At 65.2% G+C, this 17,503-nt stretch carries 20 protein-coding genes; 8 read left to right on the forward strand and 12 right to left on the reverse strand.

All coding sequences use genetic code 11. From position 1 onward, the window contains the following. The first annotated feature begins 49 nt into the window (after window positions 1–49). Window positions 50–280 carry a YheU family protein gene (locus tag O6P39_RS19420; protein ID WP_275608078.1) on the forward strand — a complete coding sequence of 77 codons (231 nt, stop codon included), beginning with the start codon at window positions 50–52 and terminating at the stop codon, window positions 278–280. Between the two features lie 454 nt (window positions 281–734). On the opposite strand, the gene O6P39_RS19425 is transcribed toward O6P39_RS19420, so the two are convergent. From O6P39_RS19425 to O6P39_RS19470, 10 genes are all read right to left on the reverse strand, one after another. Beyond that, complete coding sequence (locus tag O6P39_RS19425) at window positions 735–1,064, reverse strand: YnfA family protein (protein ID WP_275608079.1); 330 nt, start codon at window positions 1,062–1,064, stop codon at window positions 735–737. Window positions 1,065–1,097: 33 nt separating this feature from the next. Beyond that, complete coding sequence (locus O6P39_RS19430; RefSeq protein ID WP_015478190.1) at window positions 1,098–1,523, reverse strand: hypothetical protein; 426 nt, start codon at window positions 1,521–1,523, stop codon at window positions 1,098–1,100. Between the two features lie 354 nt (window positions 1,524–1,877). Continuing rightward, window positions 1,878–2,690 carry an SDR family oxidoreductase gene (locus O6P39_RS19435; RefSeq protein ID WP_275608080.1) on the reverse strand — a complete coding sequence of 271 codons (813 nt, stop codon included), beginning with the start codon at window positions 2,688–2,690 and terminating at the stop codon, window positions 1,878–1,880. 152 nt (window positions 2,691–2,842) lie between these two features. After that, window positions 2,843–3,142 (reverse strand): hypothetical protein, encoded by a 300-nt coding sequence (locus O6P39_RS19440; protein ID WP_275608081.1) that lies wholly within the window; start codon window positions 3,140–3,142, stop codon window positions 2,843–2,845. Between the two features lie 129 nt (window positions 3,143–3,271). Next, window positions 3,272–3,430 (reverse strand): DUF3309 family protein, encoded by a 159-nt coding sequence (locus O6P39_RS19445; protein ID WP_275608082.1) that lies wholly within the window; start codon window positions 3,428–3,430, stop codon window positions 3,272–3,274. A gap of 123 nt (window positions 3,431–3,553) precedes the next feature. After that, on the reverse strand, window positions 3,554–4,180 hold the full coding sequence (locus O6P39_RS19450) for a 3'-5' exonuclease (protein WP_275608083.1): 627 nt from the start codon (window positions 4,178–4,180) through the stop codon (window positions 3,554–3,556). Next, window positions 4,177–5,967, reverse strand: a complete 1,791-nt coding sequence (locus O6P39_RS19455) for a DUF294 nucleotidyltransferase-like domain-containing protein (RefSeq protein ID WP_275608084.1) — start codon at window positions 5,965–5,967, stop codon at window positions 4,177–4,179. The genes O6P39_RS19450 and O6P39_RS19455 overlap by 4 nt, the downstream gene beginning before the upstream one ends. 74 nt (window positions 5,968–6,041) lie before the next feature. Beyond that, window positions 6,042–7,712 (reverse strand): cation acetate symporter, encoded by a 1,671-nt coding sequence (locus O6P39_RS19460; protein WP_275608085.1) that lies wholly within the window; start codon window positions 7,710–7,712, stop codon window positions 6,042–6,044. After that, a complete protein-coding gene (locus tag O6P39_RS19465; protein WP_275608086.1) occupies window positions 7,709–8,020 on the reverse strand; it encodes a DUF485 domain-containing protein in 312 nt (103 codons plus the stop codon). Before O6P39_RS19465 ends, O6P39_RS19460 begins: the two co-directional genes overlap by 4 nt. Window positions 8,021–8,243: 223 nt before the next feature. Continuing rightward, window positions 8,244–9,098 carry a glycine betaine ABC transporter substrate-binding protein gene (locus tag O6P39_RS19470; RefSeq protein ID WP_275608087.1) on the reverse strand — a complete coding sequence of 285 codons (855 nt, stop codon included), beginning with the start codon at window positions 9,096–9,098 and terminating at the stop codon, window positions 8,244–8,246. A 281-nt stretch (window positions 9,099–9,379) separates the two neighbouring features. On the opposite strand from O6P39_RS19470, the gene O6P39_RS19475 reads away from it, so the two are divergent. Then, window positions 9,380–9,601, forward strand: a complete 222-nt coding sequence (locus tag O6P39_RS19475; protein ID WP_275608088.1) for a DUF2061 domain-containing protein — start codon at window positions 9,380–9,382, stop codon at window positions 9,599–9,601. A 74-nt stretch (window positions 9,602–9,675) separates the two neighbouring features. Beyond that, window positions 9,676–11,259 (forward strand): glycosyl hydrolase family 17 protein, encoded by a 1,584-nt coding sequence (locus tag O6P39_RS19480; RefSeq protein ID WP_275608089.1) that lies wholly within the window; start codon window positions 9,676–9,678, stop codon window positions 11,257–11,259. 1 nt (window position 11,260) lies between these two features. Here O6P39_RS19480 and O6P39_RS19485 read toward each other — a convergent pair whose 3' ends face one another. After that, complete coding sequence (locus O6P39_RS19485) at window positions 11,261–11,626, reverse strand: hypothetical protein (protein ID WP_275608090.1); 366 nt, start codon at window positions 11,624–11,626, stop codon at window positions 11,261–11,263. Between the two features lie 102 nt (window positions 11,627–11,728). On the opposite strand from O6P39_RS19485, the gene O6P39_RS19490 reads away from it, so the two are divergent. The 5 genes from O6P39_RS19490 to O6P39_RS19510 all read left to right on the forward strand — a co-directional run bounded on the left by O6P39_RS19490 (window position 11,729) and on the right by O6P39_RS19510 (window position 16,110). After that, complete coding sequence (locus O6P39_RS19490; protein ID WP_275608091.1) at window positions 11,729–12,295, forward strand: hypothetical protein; 567 nt, start codon at window positions 11,729–11,731, stop codon at window positions 12,293–12,295. A 76-nt stretch (window positions 12,296–12,371) separates the two neighbouring features. Then, window positions 12,372–12,857, forward strand: a complete 486-nt coding sequence (locus O6P39_RS19495) for a GNAT family N-acetyltransferase (protein WP_275608092.1) — start codon at window positions 12,372–12,374, stop codon at window positions 12,855–12,857. Between the two features lie 86 nt (window positions 12,858–12,943). Then, a complete protein-coding gene (locus O6P39_RS19500; protein WP_275608093.1) occupies window positions 12,944–14,293 on the forward strand; it encodes a serine/threonine protein kinase in 1,350 nt (449 codons plus the stop codon). Window positions 14,294–14,296: 3 nt separating this feature from the next. Next, the gene (locus O6P39_RS19505) at window positions 14,297–15,109 is read left to right on the forward strand and encodes a VacJ family lipoprotein (RefSeq protein ID WP_275608094.1); all 813 of its coding nucleotides are present in this window, start codon (window positions 14,297–14,299) and stop codon (window positions 15,107–15,109) included. Between the two features lie 140 nt (window positions 15,110–15,249). Beyond that, window positions 15,250–16,110 (forward strand): pirin family protein, encoded by an 861-nt coding sequence (locus tag O6P39_RS19510; protein ID WP_275608095.1) that lies wholly within the window; start codon window positions 15,250–15,252, stop codon window positions 16,108–16,110. A gap of 198 nt (window positions 16,111–16,308) precedes the next feature. Here the strand turns inward: O6P39_RS19510 and O6P39_RS19515 are convergent, their stop codons facing one another. Next, window positions 16,309–17,493, reverse strand: coding sequence for a patatin-like phospholipase family protein (locus O6P39_RS19515; protein WP_275608096.1), 1,185 nt, complete (start codon window positions 17,491–17,493; stop codon window positions 16,309–16,311). Window positions 17,494–17,503 lie beyond the last annotated feature (10 nt).

Below are 17,503 nucleotides of genomic sequence, written 5' to 3' on the forward strand. Positions count from 1 at the left end.
GCCGCAGCGCGGGACTACAATCCCGCGCTGCGATTGCGAGTACCCTGCCATGCTGATTCCCTTTGACCTGATCGAAGCCGACACCCTGAACAACCTGCTGGAAGACTTCGTCACCCGCGAAGGCACCGACAACGGCGACGACACGCCGCTGGACGTGCGCGTGGAGCGCGCACGGCATGCCCTCAAGCGCGGCGAGGCGGTGATCGTCTTCGATCCGGAAAGCCAGCAGTGCCAGCTGATGCTGAAAAGCGAAGTGCCGAAGGAGTGGCTGGAGGAATAACGGGTCCCCACCGTAGGGCGTACAACCGTTCGCGGTTGTACGCCGTGACACCCCTGTTTGGCGTCGACTCCGAGGCCAGGTCCGGAGTGATCTGAAACCAAGGTCAATCGGCGTATAACGTCGAACGTTATACGCCCTACGTTACGGGGCCGGCACTCGCGCGGTCTCGTAGGAGCGGACCTTGTCCGCGATGCTTTCGGTTGGGTGTTCCTGCACCGCTTCGGTGTCCGCTGAGAGATTTTGTTTCGCCCCCTCGGGCGAGTCACTTTCTCAAACTACGGATGGCGGCCCCACAGAAAGTAACCCAAGGTCTTGCCCCTGCATCCGGTGCGCGCGGATGTTTCTCTGGAAACCGCTTTTCGTAGGAGCGAGCTTGCTCGCGAACCGCCCAGCACAATTGGGGCCGGGTAATTCTGTTCGCGAGCAAGCTCGCTCCTACAGGTGTTGGCCCCAATCAGGGCGCGAACCTGGGCCCGAACAGCACCACGCTGGCGCCAATCACGCAGAGCGCCACGCCCACCCAGTCGCTCCACAGCGGGCGGCTCTTCTCCACGAAAGCCAGCCAGAACAGCGACGCGGCAACGTAGATGCCACCGTACGCGGCATAGGCACGCCCGGCGTAACTGGCCTCGACGCGGGTGAGCAGCAGGGCGAACACCGTCAGGCTGAGCAGACCGGGAATTATCCACAGGGCGCTCTTGTCCAGGCGCAGCCAGAGGTAGAAGGCATAACAGCCGCCAATCTCGCAGAAGGCCGCGAGGACGAACCAGAGGTAATTGATCATGGGAGGCTCTTTCCGTGACGGGAAACCTGCCGGTCAGCCGCGCAGGCCACCCTCGCGTTCCCAGGCACAGCGCACTTTCAGTTCGCCTTCGCGCGGGCTGTGGAAACCGTTCTCGGACTCCCAGCGGAAGGTGTGGCTGCCGTTGACTTCGGTTTCCAGGTGAACCACCGCGCTGGCCCAGTAGAGACGGCGCAGCAAGGCTTCGAACTGCTCGACCCAGAGTTTCCACTCGTACTCGATGGTCTGGTAGCTGGCGCCGAAATGGATCACCTGGGACTGGTACAGGCCGGCACCCTCGGTTTCGCAGCGACTGAACATCTCGCGGCCAAGGAACGGCCAGGCCTCCCCCATCGGCAGGCTGTCGAGCACCTTGCGGTTGGCGGCGCGGCGCAGGCGGCGCTCCATCGAGTCGCCGGGCCAGTCGCGGATGCAACCATAGACGATGGATTCGGACTGCAAGCGGGTTCTTCCTTCAATGACACCGGTGCCTTCTAACACAGGCCCGCCGACACGCAAAGCGCGAATCCGCGTCGATGCGCAGTAGCCCGGAAAAGCAAAAGCCCCGCGAAATGTGCGGGGCTTTCACCGGGGTCCAACGTTCTTCAGCCAGGCAGGCCGGTGACTAAAGCTAACCCTTTGCACCGGCCTGGGCAAGCCCTGTCTTTCACTGCACCGAAAGAGGGCAAATGACTGGTTCGGAACCTGCTTTACGAGAACAAGGCGAGGACAACTGAGAAAGCGGAGGGTCAATAAGCATTTCTCTCCGCTTATCTATGCAGTTATGCCGACGCGCAGCAGATCGTAATCAGGTTCTCAAGCGGGCGTGCGGCGCTTTGCCTGCATCTTCTCCGCCATCTTCGCCATCTCGTCGTAGATCACCTGCGGGTTCTGCTGCTTGATCTGCCAGGCCATGCGGCCCTGCTCGTGGGGCAGGATCATGAAGGCGTCGCGGGCCACTTCCTGGTGGATGTAGTCGGCGATGTCGGCGGCGCTGATCGGCGAGCTTTCCAGCAGCTTGCCTACCTGGTTCTTCATGTCCGGGCTCGGGCCACGGAAGGAGTCCAGCAGGTTGGTCTGGAAGAACGACGGACAGACCACGTGGACCTTTACGTCCACCAGGCTCAGCTCGGCCAGCAGGCTTTCCGAGAGCGCCACCACGCCGGCTTTCGCCACGTTGTAGTTGCTCATCGCCGGGCCCTGCATCAGCGCGGCCATGGAGGCGATGTTGATGATCCGCCCCTTGCTCTGCTCCAGCAGCGGCAGGAAGGCCTTGCAGCCCTTGACCACGCCCATCAGGTTGATCGAGATCTGCCAGTCCCAGTCTTCCAGCGACAGCTCGCTGAAGAAGCCGCCCGAGGCAACGCCGGCGTTATTGACGATGATGTCGATGCCGCCGAGCTTTTCTTCGCACGCCTGCGCCAGTTGGGTCAGCTGACTGTAGTCACGCACGTCGCAGCGTTGGGTGAAGCCGTCGCCGCCGGCCTCGCGCACCAGCTTGAGGGTTTCCGCCAGGCCCGCTTCGTTGACGTCAGCCAGGGCCAGTTTCCAGCCCTCGCGGGCCCAGCGCAGGGCGATTTCGCGACCGAGGCCGGAACCGGCGCCGGTGATCATGATGCGGTTTTGCATAGGGAGGTTTGCCTGCTCTTGTTCGGGGAGTTGTTCGGGGAGTTGTTCGGGACAGTGAGCCAAAGTGTAACCAAGGCCCGCCGGCCCGGCGGCGACATCAGGGCGCTGAATGCCCCCGGCAAACCGCCGCCACAGGCCCCCGGATCAAGCGCTCAACCGATCAGCAGGGCGCAGAGTTTGCCCAGCACCAGGGCAACCCCGGCGCAAATCAGCACGTAGGCAGCGCAGTTGACGCTCTCGTGCTTGAGCTGCGCGAATCGCTGCACCCGGTAGCGCAGCAGGAACATCCCCAGGGCAAGGGGAATGGAAGGGCCGAGGAAGGCGAACTGCCAGAAACGCTCGGGCTCACTGACCGGGTCCAGCGCAACGGCATCTGCCAGCGGCAGCAGACCCACGCCACACTGGATGATCAACCACAGCGCTCCCAGTGCGATCAGCACAATACCCGGCATCCTTTCGACTCCACGACGGCAAAGGACCGGTATGTTAGTACGCCATCATCGTCAGGGCTGTGCGATGAATCACCCTGCTACATCATGGACATGGCGGACCGCCTGGAACACCGGGCGATCCGACGCAACTCATATATGTCCGAGCAGAACAAGCACCAGCAGGACGACGAGCACCACGCCAATGGCGCCCGAGGGGCCGTAGCCCCAGCTACGTGAGTGGGGGAAGACCGGCAGGCCACCGATCAGCAGCAGTATCAGAATGATCAACAGAATGGTCCCGAGTCCCATATCGTCTCTCCTCTTGGCTTGACGAGGGGCGATGGCTCGCAGTGAGGCATTCGGCCAGCGCTTGTAATCTGGGACTTGGGCGTTCGCCGGAAGATTCAAAGATTCGGTCAGCGTGCAGCCGGCTCAACCGAGGCTGCGCGGCAGCGAACCCTTGCGCAGGCGCAGGAACATCAGCGCGGCGGTGCGCGCATCGCCGATGGCGGTGTGACGGCCCTCCACAGGGATATCCAGGTGGCGCGCCAGGGTGTCGAAGCGCAGGTCCAGGTGCAGGTCGGGGAAGCGCCGGCTCATCTTACGGTGATACAGCTCGGAAACCTCGACCCGCGGGTTGTCCAGCCGCGCGCCCAGTTGCTCGCGCAAGTGCCGGCGCAGCACGGCGACATCGAAGGACAGGTAATAGCCGAGCAACGGCCGATCGCCGACGAACGCCTGTACCCGGCGCAGCGCCTCGGCCAGCGGTAGCTGTCCTTCAAGGTCGGTGCGGCGCAGCTTGTGGATGCGGATGGACTCGCCGCTCAGGCTCGGCGGCGGCTCCACCAGCAGCTCCAGGCGCTCGCCAAGGATCAGTTTGCCGCGCCTGATGCGCACCGCGCCGATGCTGAGGATGTCGGCCTTGCGCGGATCGAGGCTGGTGGTCTCCAAGTCCAGCGACACCAGTTCCTCGGCGTCCGCCGGGTCGTGGCGCCACCAGTACAGGCGCCGACGCCAGGTGGACCACTGCTGATCGGGAAGGCTTACGCAGGCGTTCATCGGGTCTCCAGGTGGAATTGCCGGATCAGGCTCTGCTTGAACTTCTTCACCACATGCAAACCGTAGCGCAGCAGGTCGCGCTCGTGGCGGCTCAGGCGCGAAACGTCGAGCCCCTGCACGCGGCCGTCACGCTGGTCGTCCAGTTGCTGGCGCAGACGCAGTTGCAGGAACAGCTCGAAGGACTCCACCAGGTTGTCCGCCAGCGATTCGTCCAGCACGCCGAGCGCCTTGAGCGCGGCGAGCCGGCCCAGCGTGCCGCGCTCCTCCAGCCCTTCGCGCAGCGCCAGCGCGCGGGCGCCGTGGACGATGGGGAAGATGCCGCCGCGCTTGATATCCAGGTGGGCGTCCTGGGTCTTGAGCTGGCCAAGGAAGGTCAACGGTGTGTCGAATTGCAGGGCCGGCAGCGCCAGGTCACTGAGCCAGCGGCTGTCATCGCCGGCCAGGGCGTTCAAGCCCTCGCGCAGGCCGTCGAACAACTGCTGGTTACCAGCCACCGGCCAGGCATCGGCGAGGATCGACAGGCGCATGAGTTGTTCCGGACGTCCCTGCAGCGGCAATTCACGCAATTCGCGCTGCCACTCGGCAAGCGGCTTGCACCACTCGCTGCGGCTGGCCATGACGCCGCCGGGACAGGGTGGATAGCCGAAGTCCAGCAAGGCCGCGGAGAATCGCTGCATCAGGTGCAGGCCCTGCTCCACCGGGAGATCGTCGGCGAGAATCAGGGCGTTGTCCTGGTCGGTCTTGAGCAGCTGTTCGGCACGGCCCTCGCTGCCCATCACCATCAGGCAGCACTTGCCGCGCTGCGCCGGGGGAATCTGCAGTTCGAACAGACGCTGCAGCAATTGCTCGTTGAGCGCACTGACCAGCTGCATGATGAAGCGCAGACGGATGCCGTTGCCGGCCAGGGTGGCGATCAGGGTGTGCAGGGTTTCCGCCGCCGCGCGCAGCTCTGCCTCGCTTTCGGCGCGAGCGATACGCAGCGCCAGCACATGGGAATGGGTGGAGAACAGGCTGAGCACCTGAGTCAGGTGCAGCAGGCCGACCACCCTGCCCGCCTCGCAGACCGCCACCCGCTCGATACGTTGGCGGGTCATCAGGATCATCGCGTCGAACAGAAAGTCGCCCAGTTCGACGCTGGCCAGCGGCCGGTGTGCCAGCGGGCCGATGGGCTCGGCCTCGCTGCGGCCATCACGGAAGTGCGCGACCATCAGGTCGGTGCGGGTGACGATGCCCAGCGCGCCATTCTCGCGCACCAGCAGCGCGTCGGCGCCCCGGCTCAGTTGCAGGCGCGCGGCGTCGCCCAGGGGCAGCGTTGGCTCCACCTCGATGGCCGGCAGCAGATGCTCGCGGGCGATGCGGGTGAGGATGAATTCGGCGAGATTCTGGCCATCGCGGCGCTCCAGCTGACGCTTGCTCGCAAGGTCGGCGCGGAAGAAGCGGGCGAACTCCGGATTGCCAGCACAGAGCTGATGGAACACCTCCGCCGGCAGCTCATAGACGATGCTCTCCTCCACCGCCTGGTAGCGGTGCTTGCTGCTGCCGGAGAACAGCCCGCGCACGTCGAACAGGTCCTCGGCGGCATACTGGGCGAACAGTTTGCCGTCCTCGCCGCGCTCCTCGATCACGCCCTTGAGCAGGATGAACAGGCCAGGCACCGGCGCACCGGCTTCCAGCAGCACTTCGCCGACCGTGTAGTAGCCCACGCTCAACGCATCGCGTAGTTGCTCGCGCTCCTGCGGGCGCAGTTGGTCGAAGGGCGGCGAGGCGAAATTGAAATCGTCGGACATCGGGAAGTCCCCGTCTCAAAGCAACGGGGCCGGAGGTGTTTCCACCCCCGGCCCCGGCAGGTCAGCTCAGGCGATCAGTGGGCGACGGCGCCACTGGCACCCAGGCCGGTCTGGGAGCGGATGAACTGCGGGAAGAAGCGCGCGCGCTCTTCGTCGGCCGCAGTCGACTTGTCGGTGATGGAGAAGAACCAGATACCGATGAAGGCCACGGCCATGGAGAACAGCGCCGGGTATTCGAACGGGTAGATGGGCTTCTCGTGGCCGAGGATCTGCACCCAGATGGTCGGGCCGAGGATCATCAGCACCACTGCGGTGATCAGGCCCATCCAGCCGCCGATCTTGGCACCGCGAGTGGTCAGCTTCTTCCAGTACATGGAGAGCAGCAGCACCGGGAAGTTGCAGCTGGCGGCGATGGAGAAGGCCAGGCCGACCATGAAGGCGATGTTCTGCTTCTCGAACAGGATGCCGAGGATGATCGCGACCACGCCGAGGCAGACGGTGGTGATCTTCGATACGCGCAGTTCATCCTTCTCGTTGGCCTTGCCGCCCTTGAGCACGCTGGCGTACAGGTCGTGGGACACGGCCGAGGCGCCGGCCAGGGTCAGGCCGGCTACCACCGCGAGGATGGTGGCGAAGGCCACGGCGGAGATGAAGCCCAGGAACAGGCTGCCGCCCACGGCGTTGGCCAGGTGCACGGCGGCCATATTGTTGCCGCCCAGCAGGGCACCGGTGGCGTCCTTGAAGTCCGGGTTGGTGCTGACCAGCAGGATCGCGCCGAAGCCGATGATGAAGGTCAGGATGTAGAAGTAACCGATGAAGCCGGTGGCGAAGAACACGCTCTTGCGGGCTTCCTTGGCGTCACTGACGGTGAAGAAGCGCATCAGGATGTGCGGCAGGCCGGCGGTACCGAACATCAGCGCGAAGCCCAGGGAGAACGCGGAGATCGGGTCCTTCACCAGGCCGCCGGGGCTCATGATCGACTCGCCCTTCGGGTGGACCTTGATGGCTTCGGAGAACAGGGTGCTGATGTCGAAGTTGACGTGCTTGAGCACCATGATCGCCATGAAGGAGGCGCCCGAGAGCAGCAGCACGGCCTTGATGATCTGCACCCAGGTAGTGGCGAGCATGCCGCCGAACAGCACGTACATGACCATCAGGATACCGACCAGGACCACCGCGACGTGGTAGTTCAGGCCGAACAGCAGCTCGATCAGCTTGCCGGCGCCGACCATCTGCGCGATCAGGTAGAAGGCCACCACCACCAGCGAACCGCAGGCGGACAGGGTGCGGATGTCCTTCTGCTTGAGGCGGTAGGAGGCCACGTCGGCGAAGGTGTACTTGCCCAGGTTGCGCAGGCGTTCGGCGATCAGGAAGAGGATGATCGGCCAACCGACCAGGAAGCCGATGGAGTAGATCAGGCCGTCATAGCCCGAGGTGAACACCAGCGCGGAAATGCCGAGGAAGGACGCGGCGGACATATAGTCGCCGGCGATGGCCAGGCCGTTCTGCAGACCGGTGATGCTGCCGCCGGCGGTATAGAAATCGGCGGCGGACTTGCTGCGCTTGGAGGCCCAGTAGGTGATGCACAGGGTCAGGCCGACGAAGGCAACGAACATGACGATGGCGGAGACGTTCAGCGGCTGGCGCTGCACCTCGCCGGTGAGGGCGTCAGCCCAGAGTGCGGGAGCCCAGAATGCGGGAACAAGGGCGGCCAGAGCGAGGGCCGCGGCGATTCGGCCTTTCATTGCTGGGCCTCCTTGAGGATTTCCTGGTTCAGGCGGTCGAATTCACCGTTGGCACGGCGCACGTAGATACCGGTGAGCACGAAGGCCGAGAGGATCAGCCCGACGCCCATGGGAATGCCCCAGGTGACGGACGAATCGGCGCTGACCTTCGTGCCGAGCAGTTGCGGCTGGAAGGCGATCAGCAGGATGAAGACCACGTACAGGCCCAACATGACCAGGGAGAGCAGCCAGGCGAATCGCTCGCGCTTGGCCACCAATTCTTTGAAGCGCGGATTGGTATCAATCCGCTGGTAGATGCTGTCGTTCATTTTGTTCTTGTCCTCACAGCGGGGATGACGCGGATGTCGTCGATCTCCACTTTAGGACTACGGTGCAAGCGCTCCAGACGACTTTAGTCGTAGCGGGGGTCGCAGCTTTCCCGAGGTTTTTGCGAACAAGCCCGGAATAGACGCTGCGCAATAAAAAAATCCCCCGCGAAGACTTGGCTTCGCGAGGGATTTCCCTGTATCGAGCGCGGTGCGATCTAAGCGCTTACAGCCACTCTTTCACGCGATCCGGATGCGCTTCCACCCACTTCTTGGCGGCCACGTCCGGCTTCTCGCCGTTCTGCACGGCGAGCATGACTTCGCCGATTTCCTGGCCGTCCTTCCACTGGAATTTCTTCAGGAAGGCCCAGACTTCCGGCGCCTTCTTCTCCAGTGCCGGGTTGGCGACGCTGTCGACGTGCTCTTCCTCGCCGTAGACCTTCTTCGGATCTTCGAGGAACTTCAGCTTCCACTTGGCGAACATCCAGTGCGGAATCCAGCCGGTCACCGCCACGGCTTTCTTGTCGTTCTCCGCGCGGGTCAGCTCGGCGATCATGCCGCTGCCGGAGCTGGCCACCAGTTTGTAGTCCAGGCCGTAGTCCTTGATTGCCTGATCGGTCTTGAGCATCACCCCGGCGCCGGCGTCGATGCCGACGATACGGCCGTCGAAATCGGCCTTCTGCGCCTTGAGGTCCTCGATGCTGTTGGCTTTCACGTACTCAGGCACGATCAGGCCGATCTTCGCACCCGGGTAGTTCACGCCCAGGTTGACCACCTTGTCCTTCATCTTGTCGTAGTAGGCGCCGTGGGTGACCGGCAGCCAGGCCGAGAGCATGGCGTCGAGTTTGCCGCGCGCTACGCCCTGCCACATGATCCCGGCCGCGACCGGCATCAGCTTGACCTGGTAGCCGAGCTTCTCGCGCATGATCTCGGCGGCCACGTGCGTGGTCGCCACGCTGTCCGACCAGCCGTCCACGTATCCCAGAGTGACTTCCGGCTTGGCCGCCGCACCGGCCAGCCCCGCAGCCGCCGACAGCACCAGCCCTGCGCCCAGGCCCATCAGGCGTCGCATCATTCGCATGGTTTTCTCCCCGTATTTTTTGTCGGAGCGTCCGGGCGAACCCGGCGCAATTCGCGGTCTTGGCCGCCCCTCCATCATCTGCGCGAGCGGCGGGGGGACTGCTCTGAGAACGACACGCAACGATCCGATCCGCGACAGAATCCTTCCATCCACGACCGCGCCATTCCCTCCACGACAACAGGGCTCCTATCACCACCATACAGAGGCTCGATTACCCACCAGGCTTCCCCCGCGATAGTCTTTTCTCAACGGAGAACAGTTCTCAACTCGGAGAAACCGCCATGCTCAAGACCGTCACCTTCACCCTGATGCACTTCACCATCGCCTTCAGCGTGGCCTATGCCCTGACCGGCAGCATCACCGTGGGTGGGCTGCTGGCGGTCGTCGAGCCGCTGTGCAACGCCGTGGGCTTCCACTTCCACGAGAAGCTCTGGAAGCGAATCGAGCAGGGCCAGCCGGGCGACGCCGTACCGACGCACAACTGGCTGCACCGCCACGCCTGAGTGCACGCCGGGGGCGCTGACGCCAGCCGGCGGCGTTGCTAAGATGCGCGCCTCGCCACGGTTCGCGTGCCCTCATGCCACAGTCTTCGCGCTTTCCGCTCCTCCCCTATTGCCTCGCTCTGCTGTTTGCTCTGGCCGCCCTGTGCGGGCTCTGGTACGGCCTGGGCAAACCGGTGAACCTGCCCGATGCGGCGACGCCTACGCACAAGCTGCAATGCGCGTCCTACAGCCCCTTCGCCAAGGACCAGTCGCCCTTCGACAAGCCCTTCGTCCTGCGCCCGGAACAGATGGACACCGACCTCGCCCTGCTGGCAACACGCTTCAATTGCGTGCGCACCTACTCGATGACCGGCCTGGAGGGCATCCCCGCGCTGGCTCGCAAGCACGGCCTGAAGCTGATGCTCGGTGCCTGGGTGAACGCCAATCCGATCGATACCCAGAGTGAGGTGACCGCGCTGATCAGGGCCGCCAACGAGTACCCGGACGTGGTCCAGGCAGTGATCGTCGGCAACGAGACCCTGCTGCGCAAGGAAGTCACCGCCACCTACCTCGCCGGGTTGATCCGCCAGGTGAAGTCGCAGGTACACCAGCCGGTGACCTACGCCGATGTCTGGGAGTTCTGGCACCGCCACCCGGAAATCGCCCCGGCGGTGGACTTCGTCACCATCCACCTGCTGCCCTACTGGGAAGACAACCCCAGCGGCATCGACGACGCCCTCGCCCATGTGGCGAAGATACGTGAAGACTTCGGCCGCGAATTCGCACCCAAGGACATCCTGATCGGCGAGACCGGCTGGCCCAGCGAAGGCCGCCAGCGCGAAACCGCCCTGCCCAGCCGGGTCAACGAGGCGCGCTTCATCCGCGGCTTCGTGCACATGGCCGAGGAGCGCGGCTGGCACTACAACCTGATCGAGGCGTTCGACCAACCCTGGAAGCGCCAGAGCGAAGGCGCGGTGGGCGGCTATTGGGGCCTGTTCAGCGCCGACCGCGAGGAGAAAGGCGTGCTCGCAGGGCCCGTCAGCAACCTGCCGGGCTGGCCTGCGTGGCTGGGGCTGTCAGGGCTGGTCCTGGCCGGCGGCCTGCTGCTGGGCGGTCGCCCGGCCTCGTCCCGCGCGGCGCTGTTGTTGCCTCTGGGCGCCGCACTGGGTGGCGCCTGCATCGGTTTGTGGGCAGAGCTGGCGGTGGTGACCAGCCGGTCCTGGGACGAATGGCTGTGGGCGGCCTTCCTGATCGGGCTGAACCTGCTGGTGCTGGCGCACCTCAGCCTGACCCTGTCAGCACGCCAGGGCTGGCGCGCTACGGCCTTCGACTGGCTGGAGAAACGCGCAGGACTCTGGCTGGCGGCGGCCGGCTTCGCTGGCGCGGTGCTGATGCTGGGCCTGGTGTTCGACGCCCGCTACCGCAGCTTCCCCAGCGTCGCCTTGCTGTTCCCGGCGCTGGTCTACCTGTGCCGGCCGGTGAACGCGCCGCGCCGCGAAAGCCTGCTGCTGATCCTGTTCATCGCCCTCGGCCTGCCAGCGCAACTGCTGCTGGAAGGCCTGAGCAACCTGCAGGCGCTGGGTTGGGCGGCGGTCAGCCTGCTGCTGCTCGGAGCGCTCTGGCGCGGTCTGCAGCAGCCCCTGCCGCTGGCGAGCGGCGTGCCGGCAAGCGCCAGTTGAATCAGGACCGCCGCGCGCGCACCAGGCGCAGCCCGGCGAGCACCACGGCGAACACCGCGAGGCTGGCGTTGTACAGCACCAGCGCCGGCAGCGCGGCGAACATCCCCAGCGCCGCCAGCCACCAGCCGCTACGACCGGGGACCAGGAAAGCCAGCGCCGAAAGCCCCAGTGCCACGGTGCCGAACACGCCGAAATGAATCAGCAGGCCCAGCTGCGCGCGAGCAACGCACTCCCAGCGGCTGGCCGACTCGGCACACAGCCCGACCCAACGGCTATCCTCCATCAGCCCGAAACGCACGCCATAGCTGGCGGCCAGCCACAGCAACAGGACGAGCAACAGCAGGATGACGGGCAATCGACGGGGCATGGCGCCTCTCCGGGGCGAAAACGGCGCCCAGCATAACCAGCGCAATGGCCGATGCAAGAGGCGCTGCGTCTACTCACATTGCCTGCGGCAGCGGAGCCTGCGATGAAGCGATCGAACCTGTTCCTGCTGGTCTGCGTCATCATCAGCTTCTGGTGGCTGTGGCCCGGCGAGCGGCCCCACGCACCGCCACAGCAGGGCAACATCCTGGCCGACGGCGGCTTCCGGGTGGAACGCTATTCGATCTATCCGCTGCAGGACTTCAATCTCGAAGCCGTGGTGCTGGGCCGCGAGGACTACCGCCTGGGCCGCGAGGCCGAGCTTTCCCCCACCGACCTCGCCCTGGGCTGGGGGCCGATGGCCGATCCGAACGTCCTCGCCGGCATCCGCATCACCCAGGGCAACCGCTGGTACCACTGGCACGCTGACACCATGCCGATCCCGCGCCGGGACATCGAGACCCACAGCGCCAACATGCACATGATCCCCGCCAACGACAGCGTGGCCCGCGCCCTGGCGCAGGTCGACAAGGGCGAGCGCATCCGCCTCTCCGGCAAACTGGTGCGGGTGGAAGGCGACGACGGCTGGCGTTGGGTCAGTTCCCTGACGCGCGAAGACACTGGCGCCGGGGCCTGCGAGCTGATCTGGGTGGAGAGCCTGGAGCGCCTGTAGCGCCGTCGCATCGGGCAGTTGCCAGGGACGCCGGCCACGGGGCATTCTCGGGCGTCCCCTCATCAAGGTAGCTCCCATGCCGCGCGTCACGCTCCGCCCTGCCGTCCCCGACGACATCCCGCTGATCATCGAGCTGATCACCGAACTCGCCGACTACGAACGCCTGGTCCATGAGGTCAAGGCCGACGCCCAGCGCATGCACGACCACCTGTTCGGCCCGCGCCCCTACGCCGAAGTGCTGATCGGCGAGGTGGACGGCCAGCCGCAGGGCTTCGCGCTGTTCTTCCACAACTACTCCACCTGGCTCAGCCAGCCGGGCATCTACCTGGAAGACCTGTTCGTACGCCCCGCCGCCCGTGGTGCCGGACTGGGCAAGGCGCTGCTCACGGAACTGGCGCGACTGGCTGTGGAGCGTGGCTGCGGACGCCTGGAATGGTCCGTGCTGGACTGGAACGAGCCCGCCATCGGCTTCTACCGCAGCCTGGGCGCCCGTCCGCAGGATGAATGGACGGTCTACCGCCTGACCGGCGACGCCCTGCGTGAGCTGGCCCACAAGGCGTGAGGCCGCGGTAGCACTTGTAGGCAATCCGCTGGTCATACTTGCCGGTCTCCCTAGAGTTGGCTTCTTTCCGAAAGGACTCCCTCACCATGAACTGTCTTTCACGCGCGGCCGTCCTGCTCGGCTGCCTCGCCCTGGGGCTCGCCGGGCCGGCGTTCAGCCGCGATGTCGATGAGGCCGGCTACGGCTATCCGCTGACCAACCCGTTCGAGGCCACCATCGCCACGACACCACCGGACCTTCGTCCGCAGCTGCCCGATATCGAAGACATCAGCCAGTCCGACTACGCCCTGAAGCTGCGGCCGGAGCGCGAGCACCAGTTGCCGGAAAACTTCTGGGCGGTGAAGAAGCTGCACTACCGCCTGGCCCGGCAGGACCATGAGGCGCCGCTGGTGTTCATCATCGCCGGCACCGGCGCGCCCTACTTCAGCAGCACCCCGGAATACCTCAAGCGCCTGTTCTACAGTGCCGGCTACCACGTGGTGCAGATTTCCTCGCCGACCAGCTGGGACTTCATGGCCGGGGCCTCGCAGTCCGCCACGCCCGGCTACACCCCCACCGATGCCGACGACCTCTACCGGGTGATGCAGGCCGTGCGCGCCCAGCATCCGGACCTGCCGATCAGCGAGTACTACCTCACCGGCTACAGCCTCGGCGCCCTGCACGCCGCCTTCGTCAGCCAGCTCGACGAAACCCGCCGCAGCTTCAACTTCAAGCGCGTACTGCTGCTCAACCCGCCGGTGAACCTCTACACCTCGGTCAGCAACCTGGACAAGATGGTGCAGACCCGGGTCAAGGGCATCAACGACTCCAAGACCTTCTACCAGGTGGTGCTGAGCAAGCTGTCGCGCTACTTCAAGCAGAAGGGCTACATCGACCTCAACGATGCCTTCGTCTACGAACTGCAGCAGTCCAGGCAGCACCTCTCCAACGAGGAAATGGCCATGCTGATCGGGACGGTGTTCCGCTTCTCGGCCGCCGACATGGCTTTTACCTCCGACCTGATCAACCGCCGTGGCCTGATCACCCCGCCGAACTACCCGATCAAGGAAGGCACAAGCCTCGAGCCCTTCTTCAAGCGCGCCATGCAATGTGACTTCGAATGCTACCTGACCGACCAGCTGATCCCGGTCTGGCGCGCCCACGGCAAGGGCAACAGCCTGCCGCAGATGATCCAGCAGGTGAGCCTCTACGCCTTGCAGGACTACCTGCACGACAGCCCGAAGGTCGCCGTGATGCACAACGCCGACGACGTCATCCTCGGCCCGGGCGATATCGGCTTCCTGCGCCGCACCTTTGGCGACCGCCTGACGCTCTACCCGCTCGGCGGCCACTGCGGCAACCTCAACTACCGCGTGAACGCGCAGGACATGCTGGCGTTCTTCAAAGGACAGGATGCGCAGGCCCCCGGCCTGGCAACCGCACAGACAGGGAACTGATCCATGCGACTCCGCTCTTCCTGGATTTTCGGCCTGGCGCTGTGCTGCGGCCTGGCACAGGCCGACACCACTTCGACATCCAATCCCAGCAGCAACGACAGCTTCTCCGAGCAGCCCGAGGCCGACGGCTTCAAGCACCCGATGGACGCGCTGAAGTTCAACCCCGGCCTGGACCAGCGCGAATTCGAACGCGCCACCCTGGACGCCCTCAACGTCTATGACCCGTGGGAGTCGTGGAACCGCCGTGTGTACCACTTCAACTACCGCTTCGACCAATGGGTGTTCCTGCCCGTCGTCCACGGCTACGAATACGTCACCCCGCGCTTTGTCCGTACCGGCGTGAGCAACTTCTTCAGCAACCTGGGCGAAGTGACGACGCTGCTCAACAACATCGGCCAGCTCAGACCCGAACGGGCGGCGAACAGCACCGCGCGGCTGCTGTTCAACACCATCTTCGGTGTCGCCGGCCTGTGGGACCCGGCCACCGCCATGGGCCTGCCAAAGGTCAGCGAGGACTTCGGCCAGACCCTGGGCTACTGGGGCGTGCCAGCGGGCCCTTACCTGGTACTGCCGATACTCGGCCCCTCCAATGTGCGCGACACCGGCGGCCTGGTGACCGACTTCGTGGCGGCCCGCGAGGTGAACTACCTCAATGTCTCCAGTCTCGGCAGCGAGTACTGGGAACTGCCGGTGCTGGAAGTCATCGACAAGCGCTACAGCAACAGCTTCCGCTACGGCCAGACCAACTCCCCGTTCGAGTACGAAAAGCTGCGCTACGTCTACAACGAAGCACGCAAGCTGCAGATCCAGGAGTGACCCGAAGCCGCCGCCCTTTCGCGGCGGCTTCTTTTTCGACCAACGAATCTATTTATTCGATTGTTTTGGCGAAAAACTCGCAACCATTGATTCATCGTTTGGGACTAGGATGGCCCCATTCACTGATCAAGGAGGTTCCCATGACCCGCTTGCGTACCCTGATCGACCAACACATCGGCCACCCCGCCTCCGACGGCGCCGGCGTGCGCCTGACCCGCGTGATCGGCGGCCCCGGCATCGAGCGCTTCGACCCGTTCCTGATGCTCGACCAGTTCGACACGCAGAATCCCGACGACTACATCGCCGGCTTCCCGGCCCATCCGCACCGTGGCTTCGAGACCGTCACCTACATGCTCGAAGGGCGTATGCGCCATGAAGACCACCTGGGCAACCGCGGCCTGCTCAAGCCCGGCGGCGTGCAGTGGATGACCGCCGCCCACGGCATCATCCACAGCGAGATGCCCGAACAGGAAGAAGGTGCCATGCGCGGCTTCCAGCTGTGGCTGAACCTGCCGGCGAAGGACAAGCTGTCCCCGGCCGGCTACCGCGATATCGAGCCGGAAGACGTGCCGCGCACCACCACCGTGCAAGGCGTCGGCGTCACCGTGATCGCCGGCCGCTTCGACGATGGCGAAACCGCGCTGGATGGCGCCGTGCAGCGCCCCGGCACCGAGCCGCACTACTACGACCTGCGGCTGCCGGCGGGTGCCTCGGTCAGCCCGCGCATTCCGGCGGGACACCGGGTAATGCTGTACGTCTACGAAGGTTCGCTGACGGTACCGGGCGAACGCGGCGACGAAACCGTGGCCACCAACCGCCTGGTGCGGCTCGGCCAGGGCGATGAGATCCAGCTCTCCAGCGACAACGGCGCACGCGTCCTGCTGCTGGCCGGCAAGCCGCTCAACGAGCCGATCGTGCAGTACGGTCCCTTCGTGATGAACAGCCGCGAAGAGATCGAGCAGGCCCTGCGCGATTACCGCGACGGCGTGCTGGCGGTCTGATGTTTCCCCTGTGGGACCAGAGCAACCCGTAGGGCGTACAACCGTTCGCGGTTGTACGCCGATACCCCCGGATCGTCAGGTCAAACGCCGTATAACGTCGAACGTTATACGGCTCACCTCCCCGGACAAGCTCTCGTAGGAGCGGACTCCGTCCGCGAACAGCCCCGATGCGGCCTCAATCGCGGACGAAGTCCGCGCCTACAGGGACCACTCCTCCATCCCCAGGAAACGCGCGATCTCCGTGCGCTTTTCCATGGCATCGCGATACCCCAGTTCGATCAGCGCATTGCAGTAACCCGGCTCGAACAGCAGGTAGCTCAGCACCCCTGCCCCGCTCGCCTTGGTCGCCCCCGGCCCGCGCAGGAACAGGCGCAGCGCCCGTGGCAACTCGTGGCGGTACTCGGCGGCGATTTCATCCAGCGGCCGGCTCGGCGAGATCAGCAGCACATCGACCGGTTGCAGCCCCAACGCCGCACGGCGCTTGCCCTCCGGCACCATGGAGCTGAGGAAGTTGATCCGGTGCAGCAGCTCGATATCGCCTTCCAGGCTGTCGATGAAGGTGCTGTTGAGCAGATGGATGCCCACCTGCGCCAGGCTCGGCGGCTGGCCGGTACGGTAATTGGCCACGGCGTCGTTGGCGCTGCCCATGGTCGGGTTGCCGCTCACCCCGATCACCAGCACGCGATTGGCGCCCAGGTGCAGCGCCGGACTGATCGGCGCCTGCTGGCGCACCGCGCCATCGCCGAAGTACTCGCGATGCACCTTCACCGGCGCGAACAGCAGCGGAATCGCCGAGCTGGCCAGCAGGTGTTCCAGGCAAAGGCGCGTCGGTACCCCCACGCGCCGATGGCGCAGCCAGGGATCGATGGTGGCGCGGCCCTGGTAGAAGGTCACCGCCTGGCCGGATTCGTAGCCGAACGCGGTGACCGCCACCGCGCGCAGGTTGCGCCGGCGCACGGCGGCGGCGATGCCGGAGAAGTCCAGCTCGCGTTCCAGCAGGTAGCGCAATGGCGTGCTGTCCAACAGTGCCACCGGCTGGCGCTTGCCCAGCCCGAGCAGGCTGTGGCCGAGGAACTTGAAGGCCTGGCCGATCACGCCCGACCAGTCGGCGCGGTACACCTGGCCGGTGCGAAAGCCCTTCCAGACCTGGGTGAGCCGCTGCACCGCCGTCGGGAAAGACAGCGCCCCGCAGGCCAGCCCAACGGCATTGATCGCCCCCGCCGAGGTACCGACGATCACGGGAAAGGGATTCTCGGCGCCTTCGGGCAGCAACTCGGCGATCGCCGCCAGCACGCCGACCTGGTACGCCGCCCGCGCCCCGCCCCCGGAGAGGATCAGGCCGGTCACGGCAGGGGAAGTCGATGGGCTGGCGGCGTCAGTCACGGCTGAAATC

The organism is Pseudomonas sp. PSE14, from assembly GCF_029203285.1.
Lineage (GTDB): Bacteria > Pseudomonadota > Gammaproteobacteria > Pseudomonadales > Pseudomonadaceae > Pseudomonas.

Coding starts and splice junctions, on each gene's coding strand:
- O6P39_RS19420 (WP_275608078.1), top strand. CDS start 50: ATGCTGATTCCCTTTGACCTGATCGAAGCCGACACCCTGAACAACCTG.
- O6P39_RS19425 (WP_275608079.1), bottom strand. CDS start 1,064: ATGATCAATTACCTCTGGTTCGTCCTCGCGGCCTTCTGCGAGATTGGC.
- O6P39_RS19435 (WP_275608080.1), bottom strand. CDS start 2,690: ATGCAAAACCGCATCATGATCACCGGCGCCGGTTCCGGCCTCGGTCGC.
- O6P39_RS19440 (WP_275608081.1), bottom strand. CDS start 3,142: ATGCCGGGTATTGTGCTGATCGCACTGGGAGCGCTGTGGTTGATCATC.
- O6P39_RS19445 (WP_275608082.1), bottom strand. CDS start 3,430: ATGGGACTCGGGACCATTCTGTTGATCATTCTGATACTGCTGCTGATC.
- O6P39_RS19450 (WP_275608083.1), bottom strand. CDS start 4,180: ATGAACGCCTGCGTAAGCCTTCCCGATCAGCAGTGGTCCACCTGGCGT.
- O6P39_RS19455 (WP_275608084.1), bottom strand. CDS start 5,967: ATGTCCGACGATTTCAATTTCGCCTCGCCGCCCTTCGACCAACTGCGC.
- O6P39_RS19460 (WP_275608085.1), bottom strand. CDS start 7,712: ATGAAAGGCCGAATCGCCGCGGCCCTCGCTCTGGCCGCCCTTGTTCCC.
- O6P39_RS19465 (WP_275608086.1), bottom strand. CDS start 8,020: ATGAACGACAGCATCTACCAGCGGATTGATACCAATCCGCGCTTCAAA.
- O6P39_RS19470 (WP_275608087.1), bottom strand. CDS start 9,098: ATGCGAATGATGCGACGCCTGATGGGCCTGGGCGCAGGGCTGGTGCTG.
- O6P39_RS19475 (WP_275608088.1), top strand. CDS start 9,380: ATGCTCAAGACCGTCACCTTCACCCTGATGCACTTCACCATCGCCTTC.
- O6P39_RS19480 (WP_275608089.1), top strand. CDS start 9,676: ATGCCACAGTCTTCGCGCTTTCCGCTCCTCCCCTATTGCCTCGCTCTG.
- O6P39_RS19485 (WP_275608090.1), bottom strand. CDS start 11,626: ATGCCCCGTCGATTGCCCGTCATCCTGCTGTTGCTCGTCCTGTTGCTG.
- O6P39_RS19490 (WP_275608091.1), top strand. CDS start 11,729: ATGAAGCGATCGAACCTGTTCCTGCTGGTCTGCGTCATCATCAGCTTC.
- O6P39_RS19495 (WP_275608092.1), top strand. CDS start 12,372: ATGCCGCGCGTCACGCTCCGCCCTGCCGTCCCCGACGACATCCCGCTG.
- O6P39_RS19500 (WP_275608093.1), top strand. CDS start 12,944: ATGAACTGTCTTTCACGCGCGGCCGTCCTGCTCGGCTGCCTCGCCCTG.
- O6P39_RS19505 (WP_275608094.1), top strand. CDS start 14,297: ATGCGACTCCGCTCTTCCTGGATTTTCGGCCTGGCGCTGTGCTGCGGC.
- O6P39_RS19510 (WP_275608095.1), top strand. CDS start 15,250: ATGACCCGCTTGCGTACCCTGATCGACCAACACATCGGCCACCCCGCC.